The sequence below is a fragment of the Pseudomonas sp. 09C 129 genome (assembly GCF_002843625.1).
Classification (GTDB): domain Bacteria; phylum Pseudomonadota; class Gammaproteobacteria; order Pseudomonadales; family Pseudomonadaceae; genus Aquipseudomonas; species Aquipseudomonas chlororaphis.
In genome coordinates this window covers 5899791-5922176 of sequence record NZ_CP025261.1, presented here as the reverse complement: position 1 = coordinate 5922176, position 22386 = coordinate 5899791, and the positions used below count along the sequence as shown (strand labels likewise).

The 22386-nt window shown below is 63.5% G+C and carries 19 protein-coding genes; 14 read left to right on the top strand and 5 right to left on the bottom strand.

The window, feature by feature from the left end:
* The first annotated feature begins 19 nt into the window (after positions 1–19).
* Positions 20–433, top strand: coding sequence for a hypothetical protein (locus tag CXQ81_RS26450; protein WP_087090054.1), 414 nt, complete (start codon positions 20–22; stop codon positions 431–433).
* A 69-nt stretch (positions 434–502) separates the two neighbouring features.
* Here the strand turns inward: CXQ81_RS26450 and leuA are convergent, their stop codons facing one another.
* The 4 genes from leuA to CXQ81_RS26425 form a co-directional block, all read right to left on the bottom strand.
* Positions 503–2182 carry a 2-isopropylmalate synthase gene (gene leuA, locus CXQ81_RS26445; protein WP_007929549.1) on the bottom strand — a complete coding sequence of 560 codons (1680 nt, stop codon included), beginning with the start codon at positions 2180–2182 and terminating at the stop codon, positions 503–505.
* 336 nt (positions 2183–2518) lie between these two features.
* A complete protein-coding gene (locus tag CXQ81_RS26435; protein WP_063432877.1) occupies positions 2519–3340 on the bottom strand; it encodes a peptidoglycan DD-metalloendopeptidase family protein in 822 nt (273 codons plus the stop codon).
* A gap of 3 nt (positions 3341–3343) precedes the next feature.
* The gene (gene xseA / locus CXQ81_RS26430) at positions 3344–4723 is read right to left on the bottom strand and encodes an exodeoxyribonuclease VII large subunit (RefSeq protein WP_087090058.1); all 1380 of its coding nucleotides are present in this window, start codon (positions 4721–4723) and stop codon (positions 3344–3346) included.
* Between the two features lie 93 nt (positions 4724–4816).
* On the bottom strand, positions 4817–5719 hold the full coding sequence (locus CXQ81_RS26425; RefSeq protein WP_101338981.1) for a LysR family transcriptional regulator: 903 nt from the start codon (positions 5717–5719) through the stop codon (positions 4817–4819).
* Positions 5720–5821: 102 nt separating this feature from the next.
* Here CXQ81_RS26425 and CXQ81_RS26420 point away from each other — a divergent pair, with 102 nt between their 5' ends.
* The 6 genes from CXQ81_RS26420 to CXQ81_RS26395 all read left to right on the top strand — a co-directional run bounded on the left by CXQ81_RS26420 (position 5822) and on the right by CXQ81_RS26395 (position 11720).
* Entirely contained in the window at positions 5822–6589 is a 768-nt protein-coding gene (locus tag CXQ81_RS26420; RefSeq protein ID WP_007929557.1) for a sulfite exporter TauE/SafE family protein, read from the top strand.
* Positions 6590–6733: 144 nt separating this feature from the next.
* On the top strand, positions 6734–7282 hold the full coding sequence (locus CXQ81_RS26415) for a hypothetical protein (RefSeq protein ID WP_007929559.1): 549 nt from the start codon (positions 6734–6736) through the stop codon (positions 7280–7282).
* Between the two features lie 195 nt (positions 7283–7477).
* Positions 7478–8947 carry an IMP dehydrogenase gene (guaB, locus tag CXQ81_RS26410; protein ID WP_007929561.1) on the top strand — a complete coding sequence of 490 codons (1470 nt, stop codon included), beginning with the start codon at positions 7478–7480 and terminating at the stop codon, positions 8945–8947.
* Between the two features lie 99 nt (positions 8948–9046).
* Positions 9047–10624, top strand: a complete 1578-nt coding sequence (gene guaA / locus CXQ81_RS26405) for a glutamine-hydrolyzing GMP synthase (RefSeq protein WP_007929562.1) — start codon at positions 9047–9049, stop codon at positions 10622–10624.
* Positions 10625–10914: 290 nt separating this feature from the next.
* Positions 10915–11196, top strand: a complete 282-nt coding sequence (locus CXQ81_RS26400) for a hypothetical protein (protein ID WP_007929564.1) — start codon at positions 10915–10917, stop codon at positions 11194–11196.
* Between the two features lie 2 nt (positions 11197–11198).
* Positions 11199–11720, top strand: coding sequence for an AlpA family transcriptional regulator (locus CXQ81_RS26395; protein WP_007929565.1), 522 nt, complete (start codon positions 11199–11201; stop codon positions 11718–11720).
* Positions 11721–11738: 18 nt separating this feature from the next.
* Here CXQ81_RS26395 and treR read toward each other — a convergent pair whose 3' ends face one another.
* Complete coding sequence (gene treR / locus CXQ81_RS26390) at positions 11739–12443, bottom strand: trehalose operon repressor (protein ID WP_007929570.1); 705 nt, start codon at positions 12441–12443, stop codon at positions 11739–11741.
* Between the two features lie 337 nt (positions 12444–12780).
* On the opposite strand from treR, the gene treP reads away from it, so the two are divergent.
* The 7 genes from treP (at position 12781) to tadA (ending at position 22350) form a co-directional block, all read left to right on the top strand.
* Positions 12781–14223 (top strand): PTS system trehalose-specific EIIBC component, encoded by a 1443-nt coding sequence (gene treP / locus CXQ81_RS26385; protein ID WP_009045423.1) that lies wholly within the window; start codon positions 12781–12783, stop codon positions 14221–14223.
* A gap of 115 nt (positions 14224–14338) precedes the next feature.
* Entirely contained in the window at positions 14339–15988 is a 1650-nt protein-coding gene (gene treC / locus CXQ81_RS26380) for an alpha,alpha-phosphotrehalase (protein ID WP_101338980.1), read from the top strand.
* Between the two features lie 107 nt (positions 15989–16095).
* Positions 16096–17319, top strand: a complete 1224-nt coding sequence (locus CXQ81_RS26375) for a carbohydrate porin (RefSeq protein ID WP_053262495.1) — start codon at positions 16096–16098, stop codon at positions 17317–17319.
* A 60-nt stretch (positions 17320–17379) separates the two neighbouring features.
* Positions 17380–19917: a phosphoenolpyruvate--protein phosphotransferase gene (gene ptsP, locus CXQ81_RS26370; protein ID WP_101338979.1), complete on the top strand. Its 2538-nt coding sequence runs from the start codon at positions 17380–17382 to the stop codon at positions 19915–19917.
* 2 nt (positions 19918–19919) lie between these two features.
* Positions 19920–20219 (top strand): PTS transporter subunit EIIB, encoded by a 300-nt coding sequence (locus tag CXQ81_RS26365; protein WP_101338978.1) that lies wholly within the window; start codon positions 19920–19922, stop codon positions 20217–20219.
* 260 nt (positions 20220–20479) lie between these two features.
* Complete coding sequence (locus tag CXQ81_RS26360) at positions 20480–21856, top strand: multicopper oxidase family protein (RefSeq protein ID WP_007929587.1); 1377 nt, start codon at positions 20480–20482, stop codon at positions 21854–21856.
* Complete coding sequence (gene tadA / locus CXQ81_RS26355) at positions 21856–22350, top strand: tRNA adenosine(34) deaminase TadA (RefSeq protein WP_007929589.1); 495 nt, start codon at positions 21856–21858, stop codon at positions 22348–22350. The genes CXQ81_RS26360 and tadA overlap by 1 nt, the downstream gene beginning before the upstream one ends.
* Positions 22351–22386 lie beyond the last annotated feature (36 nt).

Sequence of the window (22386 nt, the reverse complement as noted above, 5' to 3'; positions counted from 1 at the left end):
ATTTTCAGGGAGATTTGTCATGACCACTATCGGTGCCGCGAGCATCAATCCATTCCCGTTGGGGGCCGCGCCGCAAAAGCTTAACATCGCCGAGCAGCAGGCCAGCCCGCTCGAGGTGCAGGACAAGGGCGCTGTCGATGACAGCGACTCGGTGAGTGTCGACATGCAGGAGTACGGTGCCAAGGCCGACTTCAGCTCATCCACCGCTGATATCGTCGCGCAGTTGCAGAAGCAGATCGACCAGACCGAAAAGACCCTGTCCGAGCAGCAGTCGCAATTGTCCGGGGTGCAGAAGGGCCAGGCGAGCGAGGAGCAGAAGGCGCAACAGGCCTTGGAGGTGCAGGCGCAGATCGCGATCACCGCCAACAACCTGCAAGTATTGCAGGCGGCCTTGCTCCAGGCGCTGACGGCGCGGATCAATACCACCGCCTGAGCGGGGCAATAAATACACAGCCAAAAAAAGCCCCGGATCATCCGGGGCTTTTTTGTCGCCGTAAAACCGTCAGGCGGCTTTGGCGTCCAGCTGGCTCAGGGAGCGGTTCAGCGCGCTGAACAGGGCCTTGAAGCTGGCGGTGGTGATGTTTTCATCGATACCCACACCGTGCACCGCACGCTCGCCGTTCACGCGCAGCTCGATATAGGCGGCAGCCTTGGCGTTGGTGCCCGCGCCGATGGCGTGCTCGTTGTAGTCCATGATTTCCACCGGAACCGGCAAGCCGGCCACCAGGGCTTCCAGGGCGCCATTGCCCTTGCCACGCCAGTGCAGGTTGGTCTCGCCCTGGCCCTTGCCGGACACTTCCACTTCCACGGCGCTGTGGCCGTTTTCTTCCTGCAGGCGATGGCTGACCAGCGCGTACGGGGTGTTGGCCTGCAAGTATTCGCTGTGGAGCAGCGCGTGGATCTGCTGGGCGGTCATCTCCAGGCCCAGGCGATCGGTTTCACGCTGTACCACCTGGCTGAACTCGATCTGCATGCGGCGTGGCAAGCTGATGCCGTATTCCTGTTCCAGCAGGTAGGCGATACCGCCTTTGCCCGACTGGCTGTTGACACGAATCACCGCCTCGTAGCTGCGACCGATGTCGGCCGGGTCGATCGGCAAGTACGGCACTTCCCACAGCGCATCGGATTTCTGCTGGGCGAAACCCTTGCGGATAGCGTCCTGGTGCGAGCCGGAGAAGGCGGTGTGAACCAGGTCGCCGACATACGGATGACGCGGGTGAACCGGGATCTGGTTGCACTCTTCGACCACTTTGCGCACGCCGTCGATATCGGAGAAATCCAGTTCCGGATCGATGCCCTGGGTGTAGAGGTTCAGGGCTACGGTGACCAGGTCGACGTTGCCGGTGCGTTCGCCGTTGCCGAACAGGCAGCCTTCGACGCGGTCGGCGCCGGCCATCAAGCCCAGCTCGGTGGCGGCTACGCCGGTACCACGGTCGTTGTGGGTGTGCAGGCTGATGATCACGCTGTCACGACGGTTGATGTGGCGACCGAACCATTCGATCTGGTCGGCATAGATGTTCGGCGTGGCGACTTCGACGGTGGCCGGCAGGTTGAGGATCACCTTGTTGGCTGGCGTCGGGTTCCAGACCTCGATCACTGCGTCGCAGACTTCCTTGGCGAACTCCAGCTCAGTGGCGCTGAAGGTCTCTGGCGAGTATTCGAACTGCCATTGGGTTTCCGGCTGCTGGGCAGCGTATTTGACGAACAGCTTGGCGGCGTTCACCGCGATCTCTTTCACGCCTTCCTTGTCCTGGTTGAAGACAATGCGGCGGAACGACGGGCTGGTGGCGTTGTACAGGTGGACGATGGCTTTCTTCGCCCCGCGCAACGATTCGAAGGTCCGGGCGATCAGGTCTTCACGGGCCTGGGTCAGCACCTGGATGGTGGTGTCGTCCGGGATGTGGCCGCCTTCGATCAGGGTACGCACGAAGTCGAAGTCGGTCTGCGACGCGGCCGGGAAGGAGGCCTCGATTTCTTTCACGCCGACGGCGACCAGGGTTTTCCAGAAGCGCAGTTTCTTCACCGCATCCATTGGCTCGATCAACGACTGGTTGCCATCACGCAGGTCGGAGCTGCACCAGATCGGCGCGCGGGTGATGGTCTTCGACGGCCAGGTGCGGTCCGGCAAGTTGATGGTCGGGAACGCGCGGTACTTCGAGGAAGGGTCTTTGAGCATGCTCATGGGGAAATCCTTATTGTCCGGGCCGAGAAGAGGCGGCCTGCCGGTGAATCAATGGGTGTGTTGTTTGAAGCAGGGGACGAGGTACCGCGACTCAACCTGGCAGTCGTGCGCTGACGAGGCAGAGGCTTCGGTGTTGACGGCGCTGAATGAGGGTGTGAGAGGTTTTCATGCCCTCAACCCTAACCACTGGGGTGAAAGATGGCAAGCAGTCGAAAAAAATTGAGATAAATCTCTTAAAAATGGTTTTTTGCGAGATTTTATTCTGTCGAGCTTACGGCTGGCTCGATCTTATTGCGCGGAGTTTTGAACCTGCGCAATCCCTGCGGGAGCCACGGCTCAGGGCTGGAAGGCCCCGATAAAGATCGCCGGATCGACCCGGGCGTCGTTCAGGCTGACGTTCCAGTGCATGTGCGGCCCGGTGGCGCGCCCGGTGGAGCCGACTTTCCCGACCACCCCGCCGCGGGCCAGTTGCTGGCCAACCTTCACGTCGATCTTCGACATATGGCAGAACATGCTGATAAAGCCCTGGCCGTGGTCGACGAATACGGTATTGCCGTTGAAAAAGTAATTGCCGATCAGGATCACCTTGCCGGCCGCCGGCGTCTTGATCGGCGTCCCCGCAGGTACCGCGAAGTCCAGCCCGGCGTGTGGATTGCGCTCCTCACCGTTGAAGAAGCGGCGGACGCCGAACTTGCTCGATAGCGGGCCGCTCACCGGCTTGTCCAGCAGCAGATTGCTCGGAGTGTTGGGGCTGAAACTGCGGTAGGCGCGGACCTGCTCGGCCAACTCGGCGTCGATGCGCTTGAGGTCGGCCGGATCGGGGTTGACCTGGCGTTTGTTCTTCAGCGTGATGTGCTGTTCCGGGTATTTCTTGCTGGTCACGCTGAAGTTCAGGCTGCGGCCGCCAGCACTGATTTGCTGGGTACCGGGTTTGACGGTCAGGGGGATGCCGACAATCGCCAGCCAGTTGTTCTGTTCCTTGACTACCAGCAGCGGTTTTCCCTGGTAGCTGGCCTTGGGCGCCTGGGCGGCGCTGCCCAGGTCGATCACCGCCACGCCGCCGGGCACCGGTTTGTTCAGCAGGCGCGTGATGTAGCTATCGGCGTGGGCGTTGAAGGTCAGGCACAGCAACAACAAGGAGCTAAGAAAACGCGGCATGGATCAATCCAGTAAAGAAAGGGTGACAGGCGTCAGGTGATTGTCCTCGACCCGGACCTGCAGTTCGCCTTCGCCGAGCCGGGCTTTGAGGCGCTGGCCCGGCTGGGTCTGTGCGGCGCTGCGAATGGCCTGGCCGCGTTCGTCCAGCAGGATGCTGTAGCCACGGCCCAGGGTGGCCAGCGGGCTGACCACATGCAGGGTCTGCATCTGGCTTTGCAGTTGCAGGCGCCGGGATTTCAGACCTTCGCGCATGGCCCGTGGCAGGCGTTCGGCCAGGCTGTCGAGGCGTTGCCGCAGCAGCGCCAGTTGACGCCCGGGGTGTTGGCCGGCGAGCCGGGTTTCCAGGCGAATCAGGCGCTCGCGGCGGGTATTGAGGCTGCGCTCGAACGCCCGGCGCATACGCATGTCCAGGTCGTCCAGGCGCTGCGCTTGCTGGCGCAGGCGCTCACCTGGGTGACGCAGGCGCCGGGCCATGCCTTCCAGGCGCAGGCGATCACGCAGCAACCGATCGCGCATGCGCATCACCAGGCGTCGATGCAGGCTTTCGACTCGGTGTTGCAGGTCGCTGGAGTCCGGCGCGAGCAGTTCGGCGGCCGCCGAGGGCGTTGGTGCGCGCACGTCGGCGACGAAGTCGCTGATCGATACGTCGGTTTCATGACCCACGGCGCTGACGATCGGCGTGACACAGGCATCCACCGCCCGGGCCACAGCTTCTTCGTTGAAGCACCAGAGGTCTTCCAGGGAGCCACCGCCACGGGCCAGGATCAGCGCGTCGAAGCCCCGGGCATCGGCCATTTTCAGGGCGCGGACGATCTGCGCGGTCGCCTCGCGGCCTTGTACGGCGGTAGGGATCAGGGTCAGGGCCACCTGTGGCGCTCGGCGCCGGAACACGCTGATGATGTCGCGAATCACCGCGCCGGTCGGCGAACTGATAATGCCGATGCGCTGCGGATGGGCGGGCAGCGGCACCTTGCGTTCGCTGCTGAACAGGCCTTCGGCGCTGAGCTTTTCCTTCAGCGCATCGAAGGCCAGGCGCAGGGCGCCGTCGCCGGCCGGTTCGACCGTATCGAGGATCAACTGGTAGTCGCCGCGGCCTTCGAACAGCGAGACCTTGCCGCGCACCTTGACCGCCAGGCCGTCCTTCAGCGCCTGGCGCACCCGCGCGGCATTTTGCCGAAACAGCGCGCAGCGCACCTGGGCACCGCTGTCCTTGAGGGTGAAATACACATGGCCGGACGCCGGGCGGGCGAGGTTGGAAATTTCGCCTTCGACCCAGATGTTGCTGAACACGTCTTCCAGCAACACCCGCGCACGGCCGTTGAGCTGGCTGACGGTCAGGACTTCGCGGTCCAGGCCGAGTCTTGCAAAGGGATCTTTAATCATGGGGCGCAGTTTAAAGGCATTCGGCAAACAATCTCCATGGATCGAAACAAAAGGAGACGATGCCTTTGCCGGCCTCGAATACGCCTTCGGCGGTTAAGGCGTGAGAGCGTTGTGGAAGTGTTCGATGAACTGCTTGACCAAAGGTGTCGGATCTTGCCGACAGGCGAGGGCGACCGTGCTCTGGCAGGCCGGGTCCGCCAAGGGCAGGAAGTGCAGGCTGGCGGGCGCGATGTCACGCATCGACTCGGGCAGCAGGGCGATGCCGAATCCAGCCTGGATCAGTTGCAGCTGCGTGGTCTTGCGCGACAGTACCCGTGCCGCCTTGGGGAAAAAGCCCTGGCGCATGCACAGCTCGGCCGACAGGTAACTCAGGCCGCCACGCTGCGGATGGGGAATGGAGATAAAGGCTTCGTTGCGCAGTTGCGCCAGATCCACGCCCTGCTTGGGAGGATCTGCTGCCAGAGGGTGGCCCGGCGGCACGGCCAGCAGCAGGCGTTCGCTGAACAGTGGCGTGATCCGCACGCCCTCGCGCTGGCGCAGTACCGGCAGTCGCAGCAGGCCGATATCCAGCCGGCCTTCGGCGACTTCTTCCAACTGCGCTTCGGAAGACAGGGTGGCGATGTCCATCGAGGCCCCCGGGCACTGCTCCAGGTAACCGCTGATGGCCCGCAGCAGGCGGCCGCTCATGGACACGGTGCTGGAGTGGCTCAGGCGCAATGTTCCCAGCTGCCCCTGGCCGACCTGGGTCGCCAGTTCGCTGGCCTTGTTCAGCTCATCGAGCAGGTTGCGGGCGCGCGGGTAGAACGCTTCGCCCGCCGCCGTCAGCCTGGGCAGGCGCGCGGTGCGCTCGAACAGCGGGGTCTTGAGGTGGGTTTCCAGTTCCCTGATCTGCCGGCTGAGGGCGGACTGGGCAATAAACAGGCGTTCGGCGGCGGCGCTGAAACTGCCGCTGTCGGCGATTTCCACGAAGTAGCGCAGTTGGCGGGTTGAAATCACGCGTCATGCCTTTTTGAGATGGGTGGATGGCTTTGATGATATTAGTCGCAAGGCTTGTGGCTGGCTAAAGTCATTCCTTGATTAAAGAAGGAAGGCGAATCGATGAGCATGGTCGAGTTGTTGGGGCAGTGGTCGTGGGGGACGAGTGGCTGGTTGGCGATCGGCCTGGGGATCGCCCTGGCCTATATCGTGTTTGGCATCGCCGGGTTCGGCACGGCGCTGGTGGCGGGGCCGGTGCTGATCCTGTTCATGCCGCTGTCGAAGATAGTCCCACTGCTGGTGCTGCTGGATTTTGTCGCGGCCTTCGGCAATCTCCTGCCGTCGCGGCGGGATGTAGATCGTTCCGAGCTGTTGCGCTTGCTGCCGTGCATGGCGCTGGGCTGCACCCTGGGGGTGATCTTCCTGCTCAACCTCAAGTCCGATGTGTTGCTGCTGTTGATGGGGCTGTTTATCAGCGCTTATGCGGCGTACAGCCTTTGGGTCAAGGCAAGGCCCAAGGCGCTGGCGGCGGGCTGGGCGATTCCCATGGGGACCGTGGGTGGAACGTTCGGCGCGCTGTTCGGCAGCGGCGGCTTTTTATATGCGATCTATCTGAACAGCCGCCTGCCCAAGGATGCGGCACGGGCTACCCAGAGTGCATTGATCAGTTGCAGCACGGTGGTGCGCCTGAGCCTGTTCGCCATTGCCGGCGTTTATGCGCAACTGCCTTTATTGGTGCTGGCGCTGTGCTTGTTGCCGGCCATGGCCCTGGGCCTGTGGATTGGCCGGCGGCTGACCATGAGATTGTCCCGCGAGGCGTTCGTCCGGCTGGTGACCTGGCTGGTGCTGGCCAGCGGCATGGCCCTGATCGGTCGTTACCTGAGCACTTGACCTGTGGGGTTCAGGGATTAAGCTGCGGGCCCTCGGATCTACCCGGTATGTCGACTTCTACACTTATTGGTAGGTATCGGTTTGCTGGCGGTACTGTTCGAGCAGGCGACGCAGACTTCCCTTCAGACGCTTCAGGCCCCATCCATGAACTCGCAAAGCATCATCGTCCCGAAAATCTCCACCATGCCGGTTCACGAACCCCGCGCCCGGGCGATCGTGCGTTGGTTGGTGCGCAAGAACATCGTCGAGGAAGCCTTGAGCACCTGTGGCCGTACCGGCAATCGTATGGCGCATGCGATCGCCCCTGGCGCGCGGGATGTGGTGCTGCACCCGGAGGCCTTGCCCTTCGGTGAACCGGTCAACGGCCTGGAAATCATTACCAAGCGCTGCATCTATACCCCGGCCAAGGGGTTTCTCGAGGAAGCGGGTTGCGCCGAATGCCGCCAGGAAGTGGGGGAGGCGCTGTTCGAGAGCCTGGAGGACTGGATGCCCGGGCGCACCGATAACTTCACCTGCCCCGAGTGCGGGCATGAAGATGACATCAATGGCTTTCTGTTCTTGCAGGAGTGCGGGTTTTCCAACCTCGGCTTCATCTTCAACAACTGGGCCGAAGCCGGGTTCAAGCAGAGTTTTCTCGACGAGTTCGCCGAATGGCTGGATCAGCCGGTGAGCTGGGTGAAGGTGGAGTTGTAAGGCGATTTCGGCAGCCGGTTCCGGGTGGTGAATTCATCATCGGCAGGTGCCATGTCTGCTCGCGAAACAGATGCTGTGTTCTGGCAAATTCCCCATCCATCACCCCGTTGATAATAGACAGACTTTTACATTGAGCCCGGGTAGGTGTCTGAGTATAATGGCGCGCTTCCATTTTCCCGCTCGGGAGCCCCCGCGATGCTGCGTATCAGCCAAGAAGCTCTGACCTTCGACGACATTCTCCTAGTGCCCGGTTATTCCGAGGTGCTTCCTAACGAAGTCAGTCTCAAGACCCGTCTTACCCGTGGCATCGAGCTGAATATTCCACTGGTTTCCGCCGCAATGGACACCGTCACTGAAGCCCGTCTGGCAATCGCCATGGCTCAGGAAGGTGGCATCGGCATCATCCACAAGAACATGACCATCGAGCAGCAAGCTGCCGAAGTCCGCAAGGTCAAGAAGTTCGAAGCCGGCGTCGTCAAAGACCCGATCACCATCGAGGCTGACGCCACGGTGCGCGACCTGTTCGAACTGACCCGCATGCACAATATTTCCGGCGTTCCGGTACTGCACGATGGCGACCTGGTCGGCATCGTCACGTCCCGTGACGTGCGTTTCGAAAACCGCCTGGACGCCAGCGTCCGTGAAGTGATGACGCCTAAAGAGCGTCTGGTCACGGTCAAGGAAGGCGCCGACAAGAACGACGTGCGCGAGCTGCTGCACAAACACCGCATCGAGCGCGTGCTGATCGTCGACGACAAGTTCGCCCTCAAAGGCATGATGACCGTCAACGACATCGAAAAAGCCAAGGCTTACCCGCTGGCCAGCAAGGACGATCAAGGCCGTCTGCGCGTAGGTGCTGCCGTCGGTACCGGTAAAGACACCGGTGACCGCGTTGCCGCCCTGGTCAATGCCGGTGTGGACGTGGTGGTGGTCGACACCGCCCACGGTCACTCCAAGGGCGTGATCGACCGCGTTCGCTGGGTCAAGGAAAACTACCCGCAAGTGCAGGTGATCGGCGGCAACATCGCCACCGGTGCCGCAGCCAAGGCCCTGGCCGCAGCTGGCGCCGACGCGGTCAAGGTCGGTATCGGCCCTGGCTCGATCTGCACCACCCGTATCGTCGCCGGTGTCGGCGTACCGCAAATCAGCGCCATCGCCAATGTCGCCGCGGCCCTTGAAGGCACCGGCGTTCCATTGATCGCCGACGGCGGCATCCGCTTCTCCGGTGACCTGTCCAAGGCCATCGTCGCTGGTGCTTCCTGCGTGATGATGGGCTCGATGTTCGCCGGTACCGAAGAAGCGCCAGGCGAAATCGAACTGTTCCAGGGTCGTTCGTACAAGGCTTACCGCGGCATGGGTTCGTTGGGCGCCATGTCCCAGGCCCAGGGCTCTTCCGACCGTTACTTCCAGGACTCCTCCGCGGGTGCCGAGAAGCTGGTTCCGGAAGGCATCGAAGGCCGTGTTCCCTACAAGGGCACCCTGACCGCGATCATCCATCAACTGATGGGTGGCCTGCGTTCTTCCATGGGCTACACCGGTAGTGCCAACATCGAAGAAATGCGCACCAAGCCAGAGTTCGTACGCATCACTGGCGCCGGCATGGCTGAGTCCCACGTCCATGACGTGCAGATCACCAAGGAAGCGCCAAACTACCGCGTAGGTTGATGCTTCAAGCAAAACGTTAAATGACCGGGGCTGTTTTATTCAGCCCCGAGTCGTTTCTGAATCACAACTGTTTTCGAATTACCTAGACGAGACTGAATCATGGCCCTCGACATTCACGCCCACCGCATCCTGATCCTCGATTTCGGTTCTCAGTACACCCAATTGATCGCCCGTCGCGTGCGTGAAATCGGCGTGTACTGCGAACTGCATCCGTTCGACATGGATGACGAAGCGATTCGCGAATTCGCTCCCAAAGGCGTCATTCTCGCCGGCGGCCCCGAGTCCGTGCACGAAGCCAACAGCCCGCGTTGCCCGCAAGCGGTGTTCGACCTGGGCGTGCCGGTCTTCGGTATCTGCTACGGCATGCAGACCATGGCCGAGCAAATGGGCGGCAAGGTCGAGGGTTCCGAACTGCGTGAATTCGGTTATGCCCGCGTCGATGTGGTCGGCAAGAGCCGCCTGCTGGACGGCATCGAAGACCACGTCGACGCCGACGGCCTGTTCGGCCTCGACGTATGGATGAGCCACGGTGACAAGGTCACCAAGATGCCGCAAGACTTCCACATCCTGGCCAGCACCCCGAGCTGCCCGATCGCCGGTATGTTCAACGACGACCTGCGCTACTACGGCGTGCAGTTCCACCCGGAAGTGACCCACACCAAGCAGGGCGGTCGCATCCTGTCGCGCTTCATCCTCGACATCTGCGGCTGCGAAGCCCTGTGGACCCCATCGAAAATCGCTGAAGACGCCATCGCCCAGGTGCGTGCCCAGGTCGGCACCGACAACGTGCTGCTGGGCCTGTCCGGCGGCGTCGACTCCTCGGTGGTCGCGGCCCTGCTGCACAAGGCCATCGGCGACCAGCTGACCTGCGTTTTCGTCGACAACGGCCTGCTGCGCCTGCACGAAGGCGAGCAAGTGATGGCCATGTTCGCCGAGAACATGGGCGTCAAGGTGATCCGCGCCAACGCCGAGGAGCAGTTCCTCAACAACCTGGCCGGCGAAGCCGACCCGGAGAAGAAGCGCAAGATCATCGGCCGTACCTTCATCGACGTGTTCGATGCCGAATCCTGCAAGCTGGACAACATCAAGTTCCTGGCCCAGGGCACCATCTACCCGGACGTGATCGAGTCGGCTGGCGCCAAGAGCGGCAAGGCCCACGTGATCAAGTCGCACCACAACGTGGGCGGCCTGCCGGAAGAAATGAACCTCAAGCTGGTCGAGCCACTGCGCGAACTGTTCAAGGACGAAGTCCGTCGTCTGGGGCTGGAGCTGGGCCTGCCGTACGACATGGTCTACCGTCACCCGTTCCCGGGCCCGGGCCTGGGCGTGCGCATCCTCGGCGAAGTGAAGAAGGAATACGCCGACCTGCTGCGTCGCGCCGACCACATCTTCATCGAAGAGCTGCGCAAGGCCGACTGGTACCACAAGGTCAGCCAGGCGTTCGTGGTGTTCCAGCCGGTGAAATCGGTGGGCGTGGTCGGTGACGGCCGTCGTTACGCCTGGGTCGTGGCCCTGCGTGCCGTGGAAACCATCGACTTCATGACCGCGCGTTGGGCGCACCTGCCTTACGAGCTGCTGGAAACCGTCAGCGGCCGGATCATCAACGAGATCGAAGGCATCTCCCGCGTCACCTACGACGTGTCGAGCAAGCCGCCAGCCACCATCGAGTGGGAATGATCCCGGCCGAGTGATCGGCAACTGATCGTTCAGGCAACAGCAATGGCGATCGAGACCTTCGGGTGTCGATCGCCATTTGTGTTTCAGGGTCTTTAAAAAGCCCGTTTTCCAGCCCTCCCGCAATACCAGGAAAGACATGGGCACATCGTCGCCCGCCTGGCCTGTGTACCCTCGACAGACATTCATCGAACTCCCAGCGGCGGCCTCTGGCGACTCCGGCGCAGGTGTTCAGAATATTTGTGGTTGTCAGTTGACAACCAATTCATTGTTGACGAGACTGGAGGCCATGGATGGCTCGCACACCTCATCCCAAGAAAGACATTGAAATGGCGCTGCGTTACGCCGAATGGCAGGGCTGGCGCGTCGAAGTCGGCGGTAGTCATGCCTGGGGCAAGATCTACTGCCCTTACAACAGCGAGGTGTGTCGTTGCGGCGAGTTCTGCATCACCAGTGTGTGGAGCACGCCGAAAAATCCCCTCCAGCATGCCCGGGCGCTGTGCCGGGTAATCGACAACTGCACGCTGAATCAGCTGCGCGGCGGGAAAGTCCCGCAACCTCGTCGGGAGTCATGACCATGGAATACCTGTTTACCCTCAACTACCTGCTGCCCGCCCACGACTGCGACCCGGACGTGCTGGTGGAGCGCCTCGGCGCGGGGGGCTGTACCGATGCGCTGGTCGGTACCGGGCTGGCGGGGCGCCTGGCGCTGGAGTTCAGCCGCGAGGCCGAAAGCGGTGAGGCGGCGCTGCTCAGTGCCCTGGGCGATATCAAGCGGATCATTCCGGATGCGCGGCTGGTAGAGGCCAGCCCGGATTTCGTCGGCCTGAGCGAGATTGCCGACATCGTCGGGGTCTCCCGGCAGAACATGCGCAAGTTGATGCTCAACCATGCCGGCAGTTTCCCCCTGGCGATCCACGAGGGCAGTGCCTCGCTCTGGCATCTGGCGGAAGTGCTGAGCTGGCTGGAGGCCCGGGGCGGTTACCAGTTGCAGCATCCGGTGATAGAGGTGGCGCGGGTCGCGCAATCCGTGAACGTCGCCAAGGAGGCCCGGCGGGTCGGCACCCCGAGCGCCGAGCTGGTGGCGCTGCTGGGCTGAGCGGGCCTGCCGCGGTGGTCAGCGTCGGGCGACGTCCGAGAAGTAGAACTTGTCCAGGGTATGGCGTGATTCGGTGTACTCGAACTGCCGGCCGTCCTGCAGGAAGGTCTGGTTGCTGACCACTATCACGTGGCTCTGGCCCTCCAGGTCCAGGTGCTGCTGGTCATCCCGGGTGCGCGGGGTGGCCTCGATGGTCCGCTGGGCGTAGCTGATCTGCAATTGCAGGGTCTGTTCGATGTAGGCGTAGATCGAGTGCTCGGCAATCTGCCGGTCCAGCCCCGGGATCAACTCGGCGACGAAGTGGTTGATGTCGAGAATCACCCGTTTGCCATCGATACGCCGCACCCGCTTGATGCGGGTAATCAGGCTGCCTTCCTCGGCCTGCAGGTGTTCGCGCAACGCGCCTTCGAGGGGAAACTGGGTGAACTCCACCACCTCGGTGCTGACGTCGTTGCCCAGGCGCGGATAGGTTTCCTGGAAGCTGACAATGCCGCCCAGCTGGAACTCGATCGGGTGCGGCGACAGCACAAAAGTGCCCTTGCCATGGATCTTCTGGGCGAAGCCGCGCTCCTGCAGCTGCTCTATGGCCTTTCGCACAGTGCCGCGGCTGGCCTGGTAGCTGTCCATCAACTCGGTTTCGGAAGGCAGACGAGCGCCGCGTTCCAGGCGCTCGGTGGTGATGCTGGCAAGCAGATCGCTGTAGATCTGGTTGTATTTACTCATGGGATGGCTCTGTGCCGTCTGCGCTCAAGGCGGGAACCTTAAGGGCCGTGAGCGGATTTGTCTATTTGAGGCGAGTGGGTCGAACGCCTGACTGCGGGTGTCGAAATGGCAATGAAACACCTTACAGCAGTTTAAGAATTTTCTGTCGCGCATGGCGCGCTCTGCCGGAGAGTGTGGATCTAGAGCCGTTTTTGCGCAGCAGAAACTCCCTGCGACCCGGGTTTCGGAGCGATGCCGGCAAACTCGTCTGTACGAGTTGTTGCTTTAACTCGTACAGACGAGTATTTTTCGCTTCGGCGTGCTGCCAATAACAAAAAACCAAAGCGGAAGAACAAGCATGAGCCACGATTACTCCACGATCGCCAGCGAGTTGCTGCACAGCCTCGGTGGCGCCGACAACCTCGAACAAGCCGCGCATTGCGTCACCCGCCTGCGCCTGGCGCTCAAGGACCCGAGCCGGGTGGACAGCGCGACGCTGAACCAGATCGATCTGGTCAAGGGCTCGTTTTTCACCGGTGGCCTGTTCCAGGTGGTCATTGGCCCCGGCGAGGTCGAAAAGGTCTATGCCGCGTTGCGCCAACTCACCGGACTGGCCGCTTCCACCATCGCCGACGTCAAGCAGAAGGGCGCCGACAAGACCAACGCCATGCAGCGTCTGGTGCGGGTGTTTTCCGATGTCTTCATGCCGATCCTGCCGGCGCTGATCATTGCCGGCCTGCTGATGGGGGTGAACAACCTGATCGGCGCCAAGGGCATGTTCATCGAAGGCCGGACCCTGCTCGAGGCCTATCCGACCCTGGATGGCGTGTGGAGCCTGATCAACCTGATGGCCAACACCTCCTTCGTATTCCTGCCGGCATTGGTGGGCTGGTCGGCGGCCAAGCGCTTTGGCGGCAGCGAAATTCTCGGCATCGTGCTGGGCCTGATGCTGGTGCACCCCGACCTGCTCAATGCCTGGAACTACGGCAAGGCCGTGGCCGGGCTGGAGGGCCAGAGCCTGCCGTACTTCGACATCTTCGGCCTGTTCCAGATCGAGAAGGTCGGCTATCAGGGGCAGATCCTGCCGATCCTGCTCGCGGCCTATGTCATGAGCGTCATCGAGAAATGGCTGCGGGCGCGGGTGCCGAATGCGATCACCCTGCTGGTCGTGCCCATCACCACCATCGTGGTCACCGGCGTGCTGGCACTGGCGGTGATCGGCCCGGTGACCCGGCACCTGGGGATCCTGATCACCGAAGGCGTGGTCACCCTGTTCGAACTGGCGCCAATGGTCGGCGGGGCGATTTTCGGCCTGCTCTACGCGCCGCTGGTGATCACCGGCATGCACCACATGTTCCTCGCCGTGGACCTGCAACTGATCTCGACCCAGGGCGGCACCTTCATCTGGCCGATGATCGTCATGTCCAACCTGGCCCAGGGCAGCGCGGCACTGGCGGTGTTCAGCATGAGCCGCAACGCGCGGGACCGCAGCATGGCCTCGACCTCGGCGATCTCCGCCTATTTCGGCATCACCGAGCCGGCCATGTTCGGGGTCAACCTGCGCTACAAGTTCCCGTTCTACGCCGCGCTGATCGGCTCGGCGCTGGGCTGCATTTTCCTCTCGCTGAACAAGGTCCAGGCCTCGGCCATCGGCGTCGGCGGGCTGCCGGGATTCATCTCGATCATTCCCCAGTACATCCCGATGTTCGTGGTCGGCATGGTCGTCGCCCTGGTGGTGCCGTTCGTGCTGACCTGCGGCTTGAGCATGAAGATCATCCGGCCGGGGTATCGCGTCGCTTGATAAATCGCATCGCGAGCAAGCTTGCTCCTACATGACCGCATATTCCTCTGTAGGAGCGAGCTTGCTCGCGATGAGGCCCTCAAGGCCTGTACCCAACCCATTGAAGGAGCCCGCCATGCAAGACTGGCAGCGTTCGGTGATCTACCAGATCTACCCGAAGAGTTTCTACAGCCACAGCGGCCAGGCCACCGGCGACCTGCTGGGGGTGGTCGACAAGCTCGACTACCTGCACTGGCTGGGTGTCGATTGCCTGTGGCTCACCCCGTTCCTGCGCTCGCCCCAGCGCGACAACGGCTACGACATCAGCGACTACTACGCCATCGACCCGAGCTACGGGACCATGGCCGATTGCGAGTTGCTGATCGCCGAGGCCGGCAAGCGCGGCATCAAGCTGATGCTGGACATCGTGGTCAACCACACCTCTATCGAGCATGAGTGGTTCCAGCAGGCGCGCAGCAGCCTCGACAACCCGTATCGCGACTTCTACATCTGGCGCGACCAGCCGAACAACTGGGAGTCCAAGTTCGGCGGTTCCGCCTGGGAATACGAAGCGCAGACCGGCCAGTACTACCTGCACCTGTTCGACCATACCCAGGCGGACCTCAACTGGGACAACCCCCAGGTGCGCGCCGAAGTGTTCAAGATGATGCGTTTCTGGCGCGACAAGGGCGTGGGCGGCTTTCGCCTGGATGTGATCAACCTGATCTCCAAGCCGGCGGATTTCCCTGAAGACGCCAGCGATGGCCGGCGCTTCTATACCGACGGCCCGAACGTGCACCCGTACCTGCAGCAGATGCATCGCGAGGTCTTCGAGGGCTTTGACCTGATCAACGTCGGCGAGATGTCTTCCACCAGCCTCGAGCACTGCATTCGTTACTCGCAGCCCGAGTCGAAAGAGCTGTCGATGACCTTCAACTTCCACCACCTGAAGGTCGACTACCCGAACCTGCAGAAGTGGATCCGCGCCGATTTCGACTTCCTCCAGCTCAAGCGCATTCTCTCCGAGTGGCAGAGCGGCATGCAGGCCGGTGGCGGCTGGAATGCGCTGTTCTGGTGTAACCACGACCAGCCACGGGTGGTGTCGCGTTTCGGCGACGACGGCGAGTACCGGGTGGTCTCGGCGAAGATGCTCGCCACTGCGCTGCACTTCCTCCAGGGCACGCCGTTCGTGTACCAGGGCGAAGAGCTGGGCATGACCAACCCTGGCTTTACCCACATCGACCAATACCGCGATGTCGAGACCCTGAACATCTACCGCCTCAAGCGCGAAACCGGCGACAGCGAGGCGGACAACATGGCGGCGATCATGCAGAAGTCCCGGGACAACGGGCGCACGCCGATGCAATGGAATACCGAGGCCCATGCCGGTTTCAGCAGCGTCGAGCCCTGGATCGGCGTGCCGGCCAATGCCGCGCAAATCAATGTCGAGCAGCAGCTCGAAGACCCGGATTCGGTGTTGCACCACTATCGCCAGCTGATTGCTCTGCGTCGTCGCGAGCCGCTGATCCAGGACGGCGAATATCGCCAGATGCTGGCCGAGCACCCGCAGGTCTGGGCCTATCTGCGCGAGGGCCAGGGCGAGCGCCTGCTGGTGGTGAACAATTTCTACGGCAGCGCCTGTGAAGTGCAGTTGCCGGAGGGAGTGATGACCGAGCGCATGGAGCAGCGCCTGGTCATCAGTAACTACGCAGACCATCAAACCCGCAGTCGCCAGCTGTTCCTGCGGCCTTACGAGTCCTTTGTCCTGCACCTGATCGACCGCTGACAACCTTCCCCGCATGAGCGCGGCGTGCCCGGTACACCGCGAGCTTTCGCTCGCCGGTAGGGCGGCGCCTGCGGGGCACACACAGAATAAAAATAATGGGGTGGCTTATGAAAACAACAATAAATCGCGGTCTCGCAGCCTCTTGCGTCTGCCTGGCCTTGCCGTTCCCGGCCCAGGCCCTGGAGTTCGCCGGTTACTTGCGTAGCGGCCTCGGGACCTCGGTCAACAGCAGCTCGCAATCCTGTTTCCAGTTGCCCGGCGCCCAGTCCAAATACCGCCTGGGCAACGAATGCGAACAGTACGCCGAGCTGGAGCTGCGCCAGGACCTGTACACCCTGGACGACGGCTCGGTGCTCAGTGTCGATGCCATGGCGTCGCTGTATAACCAGTACGACCGCAGCCTGACCTTCCAGGGCGACAACGGCTCGGCGCGCATGCCGCAGATGTATGCCCAATGGTCGAACATGCCCAGCCTCAATGGCGGCTCGCTGTGGGCCGGCCGGCGTTACTACAAGCGCAACGACATCCATATCTCCGACTTCTACTACTGGAACCAGAGCGCCACTGGCGGCGGTATCGAGGACGTGCTGATCGGCGATCTGAAATACAGCTACGCCTTCTCGCGCAAGGACAACCTGTACCAGAAGGACTACATCAACCGGCACGACTTCAATGTCGCCGGTTTCAAGACCAACCCCGGCGGCGAGCTGGAACTGGGCCTGAGCTACATCGACAAGCCCGACAGTCGCGACGCCCATCGGGGTTGGGCGATCACCGCCCAGCATGTGCAAAAGGACTTCCTCGGCGGCAAGAACAAACTGGCGTTGCAGTACGGCGAAGGCCCGGGCACCGGGCTGGGTTACACCGGCAATGTGCAACTGGACGACAGCAACAAGAGCTACCGCCTGGTGGAGTTCTTCGACTGGCAATTGACCCCGCGGTTTGGCGGGCAGGTCGAGGCGATCTATCAGAAAGACATCCGCCCCGACGGCAACGACCAGAACTGGATCTCCCTGGGCATCCGCCCGGCCTATGCGATCAGCGAGCAGTTCAAGCTGGTCACCGAGCTGGGCCACGATCAGGTCGAGGCCCCCGGCGGCACGCGCAAGCTCAGCAAGTTCACCTTCGCCCCGACCTGGTCGCCCAAGGGTCCGGAATTCTGGGCGCGCCCCGAGGTGCGTCTGTACTACACCTATGCCAGTTGGAACCAGGCCGCCAAGCGCGCGGCCAATGAGCTGGCGGCGGGGTCGGCGCTGTCCGATACCGGCGCCTTCGGCACCGCCAGGCATGGCGCGAACGTCGGATTGCAAGTCGAGTACTGGTGGAAATAAGCGATGCTGTCGGGGCTCGCGCTCCATCGGCACTTACAAGAACAAACAGCAGGTGAAGTCATGGCTACAACCCAACAATTGCAACTGCTCGCGCCGCTGTCCGGGCTGCTGATGCCCCTGGAGCAAGTGCCGGACCCGGTGTTCAGCAGCCGGGTCATCGGTGACGGCCTGTGCATCGACCCGACCTCGCAGACCCTGCGCGCGCCGCTGGCCGGTGTGGTCAGCAATGTGCAGGACAGTGGCCATGCGGTGAGCATCACCGACGACAACGGGGTGCAGCTGCTGATGCACATCGGCCTGGACACGGTGAAGCTGGCGGGCAAGGGTTTTAGCCGCCTGGTGCAGGAGGGCCAGCGGGTCGAGGCTGGGCAACCGCTGATCGAGTTCGATGCCGACTACATCGCCGTGCATGCCCGCAGCCTGCTGACGCTGATGCTGGTGGTCAGCGGCGAGCCGTTCACCTGGCTGACCGCGGACCGCGCGTTGGTGGACAGCGGCCAGCCGTTGTTGCAGCTGAGCCTGGGCGCGCCTGCGCCAAGCGCGGAGCCCGAGGAAGAGGGCGAGGCGCGGTTTTCCAAACCGGTGACGCTGCCCAATCCCAATGGCCTGCATGCGCGCCCGGCGGCGGTGTTCGCCCAGGCGGCCAAGGGCTTCAAGGCGAGCATCTGCCTGCACAAGCAGCAGGCCAGCGCCAACGCCAAGTCCCTGGTGGCGATCATGGCGTTGCAGACCGCGCAGGGCGATGCCCTGCAAGTCAGCGCGGCGGGTGAGGATGCCGAGAGGGCGATCAAGACCCTAGCCGAGTTGCTGGCGAGTGGTTGTGGCGAGGCGGTGACCGCGGTGATCGCCGCCGAACCTGTGGCGGCGGTTGCGACGCCAGTGGGCAAGTTGCTGCGGGGCGTCTGCGCCTCGACGGGCTCGGCCTTCGGGCAAGTGGTGCAGGTGGCCGAGCAGAAGCTTGAGGTCGTCGAGTTCGCCAGCGATCAGGCCGCGCAGCGCGGGCAGCTGGAACGGGCGCTGGCGCAGGCCAACGCGGCCCTGCAAGTCCTGCGGGACAAGGCCGCCAGTGCAGCCCAGGGCGAGATCTTCAAGGCTCACCAGGAACTGCTGGAAGACCCGAGCCTGCTGGAGCAGGCCCAGGCCCTGATCAGCGACGGCAAAAGCGCGGCATTCGCCTGGAACCGCGCCACCGAAGCCACCGCCGAGCTGTTCAAGGGGTCAGGCAGTCCGTTGCTGGCCGAGCGCGCCCTGGACCTGATGGATGTCGGCCAGCGGGTGCTCAAGTTGCTGCTGGGTGTGCAGGACAGCGCCTGGGCCCTGCCGGAGCAGGCGATCCTGATTGCCGAGCAGCTCACCCCGTCCCAGACCGCCAGCCTCGATACCCACAAGGTGCTGGGGTTCGCCACGGTCGGCGGCGGGGCCACCAGCCATGTGGCGATTCTGGCCCGGGCCCTGGGGTTGCCGGCGATCTGCGGCCTGCCGGTACAGGTGCTGGCGTTGGCCAGCGGCACACCGGTGCTGCTGGATGCCGACCAGGGCGAATTGCACCTGGAGCCTGCGCCGGCGGTGATCGCGCAGTTGCAGGCACGACGTCAGCAGCAACAGCAGCGCCAGCGCCAGGAGCTGGAGCAGTCGGCCCAGGCCGCGGTGACCCGCGACGGCCATCACTTCGAGGTGACGGCCAACGTCGCCTCGCTGGCCGAGGCCGAGCAGGCCATGGACCTGGGCGGGGAGGGCGTCGGCCTGTTGCGTTCGGAATTTCTTTACCAGGACCGCGGCGTCGCCCCGAGCCACGAGGAGCAGGCCGCGACCTACAGCGCCATCGCCCGGGCCCTGGGGCCGGAGCGCAATCTGGTGGTGCGGACCCTGGATGTCGGCGGCGACAAACCGCTGGCCTATGTGCCGATGGAGCCTGAAGCCAACCCCTTCCTCGGCATGCGCGGGATCCGCCTGTGCCTGGAGCGCCCGCAGCTGTTGCGCGAACAGTTCCGGGCGATCCTCGCCAGCGCCGGGCTGGCCCGCCTGCACATCATGCTGCCGATGGTCACCCAGCTGGCGGAGTTGCGGCAGGCACGGCAGATGCTGGAGGACGAAGCCCTGGCCCTGGGGTTCAAGGAGTTGCCAAAGCTGGGGATCATGATCGAAGTGCCGTCGGCGGCGCTGCTGGCCGACCTGTTCGCGCCGGAGGTGGACTTCTTCTCCATCGGCACCAACGACCTGACCCAGTACACCCTGGCCATGGACCGCGATCATCCGCGCCTGGCCAGCCAGGCCGACAGTTTCCACCCGGCGGTGCTGCGCCTGATCGCCTCCACGGTCAAGGCCGCCCATGCCCATGGCAAGTGGGTCGGCGTGTGCGGGGCGCTGGCTTCGGAAACCCTGGCGGTGCCGCTGTTGCTGGGGCTGGGCGTGGATGAGCTGTCGGTCAGCGTGCCGCTGATTCCGGCGATCAAGGCCGGCGTGCGCGAGGTCGAGCTGAGCCAGTGCCAGGCCCTCGCCGGGCGCATTCTCGGCCTGGAAAGCGCCGAGCAGGTGCGTGACGCCTTGCACCAGCATCGGCAATCGACGCTGGCCCCTTCACCGGTTCTGGAGAACTGAACATGTTCGAGAAATTGCAGCGGGCGTTCTGGAAGGCCCTGACCCCGGACCTGGTGCCCGACCAGCCGAAAGCGACGACCCCGGTCAAGGACGACGCCGCCCTGGACGAGGCCGTGATTGCGGCGCTGGGCGGCGCCAACAACCTCAAGACCCGGCAGCGCGTGGCCCTGACCCGGGTGCGGGTGGAATTGCATGACCCGACCTTGCTCGATGCCACAGCCTTGCGTAGCGCCGGCGTGCCCGGGGTGATGGCGCTGGTCGGCGGCGTGGTGCATCTGCTCGTCGGCCTATCTCCGACGTAGCCGCTGCCGAGCCTGCGAGGCTGCGTACGGATGCGAAGCGTCCGCAACCCAGGCAATGCGTTGCACCTGAGCCACCACGTTGGATGCCTTGGCGGGCGCTTCGCGCCCGTACGCAGCCTCGCAAGCTCGGCAGCGGCTACAGGGGCGGTTACGCCTGCGGCCGGTCGCCGCGCCGGCCTTACTGTTTCTCAACTGCGGGTGTATCGTATTCGCCTTTTGCGGGCCCCGGCCCGCCGCGGATACGTGAGGTAGTTGAGTCCATGTCCTTTACCCGTCGACAGATACTCGGTGGTCTGGCCGGTCTTGCAGTGGTTGGCGTGGGCGCCGGCGGCGCGGCGCGTTACTGGCTGGGCAAGATGGCCGACGCCGAGGCGGGCCACGATTATCAACTGATCGCCGCACCGCTGGACGTGGAACTGGTGCCGGGCCACAAGACCGAAGCCTGGGCCTTCGGCCCGTCCGCGCCGGGTACCGAGCTGCGGGTGCGCCAGGGCGAGTGGCTGCGGGTGCGCTTCATCAACCACCTGCCGGTGGCCACCACCATCCACTGGCATGGCATCCGCCTGCCGCTGGAAATGGACGGCGTGCCTTACGTCTCGCAATTGCCGGTGATGCCGGGCGAATACTTCGACTACAAGTTCCGCGTGCCGGATGCCGGCAGCTACTGGTACCACCCCCACGTCAACAGCAGCGAAGAACTGGGTCGCGGCCTGGTTGGCCCGCTGATCATCGAAGAGCGCGAACCCACCGGCTTCAAGTACGAACGTACCCTGAGCCTGAAAAGCTGGCATGTGGATGAAGCCGGCGCCTTCGTGCCTTTCAGCATTCCCCGCGAGGCGGCGCGTGGCGGCACGGCGGGGCGCCTGTCGACCATCAATGGCGTGTCCCAGGCGGTGGTGGAGATCCCGGCCGGGCAGATCACCCGCGTGCGCCTGCTCAACCTCGACAACACCCTGACCTACCGCATCAACATTCCGGGTGTCGAAGCGCAAATCTACGCCCTGGACGGCAACCCCATCGAGCCGCGGCCGCTGGGCAAGGAGTACTGGCTGGGGCCGGGCATGCGCATCTGCCTGGCGATCAAGGCACCGCCGGCCGGTGAAGAACTGTCGTTGCGCAACGGCCCGGTGCGCCTGGGCACCTTGCGTTCGGTGGCCAACAGCGATGCGCCGACCGAGTGGCCGCCGGCGTTGCCGGCCAACCCGATCGCCGAGCCGGACCTGGATAACGCCGAGAAGCTCAACTTCAACTTCGAGTGGGTTGGCTCGGTCTCGGTGAACGTGGACAATGGCAAGCCACCGAGCCTCTGGCAGATCAACGGCAAGGCCTGGGACATCACCGACAAGACCTGCGCCGACCGCCCGATCGCCACGCTCAAGAAGGGCCAGAGCTACATTTTCGAATTGAAGAACATGACTCAGTACCAGCACCCGATCCACTTGCACGGCATGAGCTTCAAGGTCATCGCCTCGAACCGCAAGAAGATCACCCCGTACTTCACCGACACCTACCTGCTGGGCAAGAACGAGCGTGCCCGGGTGGCGCTGGTGGCGGATAACCCGGGGGTGTGGATGTTCCATTGCCATGTGATCGACCACATGGAAACCGGCCTGATGGCCGCCATCGAGGTGGCCTGATGCGGCAGATTCGCCCCGCCCGGATCATCGATCGCAGCCGCGACCAGGACTTCATGCGTGAAGCCCTGGCCCTGGCCGCCCAGGGCGCGGCCCTGGGCGAGGTGCCGGTGGGCGCGGTGCTGGTGCAGGACGGGGAAATCATCGGCCGAGGTTTCAACTGCCCGATCAGCGGCAGCGATCCCAGCGCCCACGCGGAAATGGTCGCGATCCGCGCCGCGGCCCAGGCGCTCGACAACTATCGCCTGCCCGGCAGCACCCTCTACGTGACCCTGGAGCCGTGCAGCATGTGCGCCGGGCTGATCGTGCATTCGCGCATCGCCCGAGTGGTATACGGCGCGCTGGAGCCCAAGGCGGGCATCGTACAGAGCCAGGGGCAGTTCTTCAGCCAGGGCTTTCTCAACCACCGGGTATTGGTCGAGGGCGGGGTGCTGGCCGAGGAATGCGGCGCGGTGTTGAGCGAGTTTTTCAAGGCACGCCGGGCCAGTCGCAACTGAGTCCCTGCCTCTGTAGGAGCGAAGCTTGCTCGCGAT